Genomic DNA, 1,876 nt, shown 5'->3' on the forward strand with positions numbered 1-1,876 from the left:
CCCCCGGCGCCGCGCCCGCGCCGCCCGCCACCGCCTTCGCACCCGCCGCCACCGCCGCAGGCGGACCGCCTTGCGCGCCTGCCGTCTGCGTCCCCCCCGGCAGTACGGCCGGCGGACGGTTGGCATACCAGGCATAGGCGCCCAGCGCGGCGAGGCCGGCGAGGCTGAGCGAGAGGACGAGGCGACGGCTGGAGGGCATTGGGCAGTGGGGCGTGAGGCGTTAGGGGTGAGGCGCAAGGAGCGGAAACGCGAAGCGGTGCGAGCCGCCAGTTTAGGGACAAAGGCGCGTGCTGTCCGGTTCCGCGCCGCGGGGCGGTGGCCGCCGGACAGGCTGCGGGCGCTCACGCCGGCAGCGCGAGACTCAATCGTCCTCCACCGGCCATTTGGGATTCCACGCCACCTCCCAGGGATGCCCGTCCGGGTCCTGGAAATAGCCCGCGTGGCCGCCCCAGGCGGTGTCGCGTGGCACACGCAGGATGCGCGCGCCCGCGGCCGCCGCCTGGGCCATCACCTCGGCCACCTGTTCGCGGCGGGCGACGTTGTGGCTCAGCAGGCAGCCGCTCGTGCCCGATGGCGGCTCGGCGACGCCGGCCTCGAGCGCGAGGCTCGCGCGCGCGAACAGTGCGAGCTGGATGCCGGGCTGCAGCGCGAAGAAGGCGACCGCCGAATGCTGCTCCGCGCTGCCCACGATACCGCGCGTCGGCCAGCCCAGGCCGTCGCGGTAGAAGGCGACGGCACGCGCGAGATCGTCCACGCCGAGGGTGAACACGCTGATGCGGGGCTTCATGCCGGCTCCTCGCGCCTGCGGCAGCCCGCTGCAGGCAAGCTGGGGACGCACATGCGCTCAGCCCCCCTGCCCCAGCCCTTGCAGGGTGCGCGCATCCGCTTCTCCATCGTAATAGCGCGCCAGAACCTCGCCGAACACCGGATCTGCGCCCGGCACCGCAGCGAAGAGCGTCATCGAGGAGCGCAACTTGAGCACATCCGGGTAGCCGAAGATCTGCTCGGCCGAGCGCCCGCGCAGCGCGAGCAGGGCCTGCGCGCATTCACGCAGGCGCGCGCCCAACAGCGGATGTGCGAGGTAGGCGCGCGCCTCGTCGAGGCCGCGGACACCGTAGTACTGCGCGGTCGCGCTCGTGCCGAGCCCGGCCAGTTGCGGGAAGACGAACCACATCCAGTGGCTGCGCTTGCGCCCCGAGCGCAACTCGGCAAGCGCGTCCGCATGGACGCCCTGCTGCGCCTCGACGAAGCGCGCCAGGTCATGGGGATCTCCCGCCATCAGCGGCACTGCAGCTGCCCGGACTGCGCATGCACCACGCACTGCAGCGGCCCGCACTGGCAGTTGTGCAGCACCGACGGCGGCGCCTCTGAGAGGCGCAGGCCGCGCGAGCAGACGCACTCCTCCGGGACGGCCGCCGCGGCGATGGCCCCGGCCGGGGCGGATGCGGCCGCGAGGACAAGCACCGCCACCGCAGCGGCGGAGAGCCCGGAAAGCGTGACGAACACGGCGCGCTTCTTCATCTTCGTTCTCCTCGGACGAGCCAGCGCACAGCGTAGCAGCAAGCGCACGCGACACGGAAAGCGCCATGCCGCAGTAGTGATGGATCGGGGCAATGCCTCTCCCATGCCCGATGCTACGTCCGCGCGCCCGTCCGCGGCCGGCCCGCACCGCTGGAGAGCCGGTTGCACGCGGGCGAACGCGTGGAGCGCCATCCGCATTCCGCTCCTTGCAGAGCGCCCTGTCCACCGCCCCCGCGCCTCATCGCCATCCTGGCGGCCGCGCGCGCCTGCAGCGGCTGGCCGGGCTCGGCACGCGGCACGACCACCGCGTCGAGGACGCCGCGCAGGCGCAGGCGGTGGCGGTGGCGGTGGCGCA

At 73.5% G+C, this 1,876-nt stretch carries 3 protein-coding genes and 1 pseudogene; all 4 read right to left on the reverse strand.

The features are described 5' to 3' along the window. Nucleotides 1-199: pseudogene (locus C667_RS26245) on the reverse strand (efflux RND transporter periplasmic adaptor subunit); the annotation flags it as partial. 162 nt (nucleotides 200-361) lie between these two features. Then, entirely contained in the window at nucleotides 362-787 is a 426-nt protein-coding gene (locus C667_RS22600) for a VOC family protein (RefSeq protein WP_004387253.1), read from the reverse strand. Between the two features lie 57 nt (nucleotides 788-844). Further along, the gene (locus C667_RS22605) at nucleotides 845-1,279 is read right to left on the reverse strand and encodes a DUF1810 domain-containing protein (protein ID WP_004387255.1); all 435 of its coding nucleotides are present in this window, start codon (nucleotides 1,277-1,279) and stop codon (nucleotides 845-847) included. Next, complete coding sequence (locus C667_RS22610) at nucleotides 1,279-1,521, reverse strand: hypothetical protein (protein ID WP_004387257.1); 243 nt, start codon at nucleotides 1,519-1,521, stop codon at nucleotides 1,279-1,281. Before C667_RS22610 ends, C667_RS22605 begins: the two co-directional genes overlap by 1 nt. Nucleotides 1,522-1,876: the final 355 nt, after the last annotated feature.

The organism is Thauera phenylacetica B4P (assembly GCF_000310225.1).
GTDB classification, from domain to species: domain Bacteria; phylum Pseudomonadota; class Gammaproteobacteria; order Burkholderiales; family Rhodocyclaceae; genus Thauera; species Thauera phenylacetica.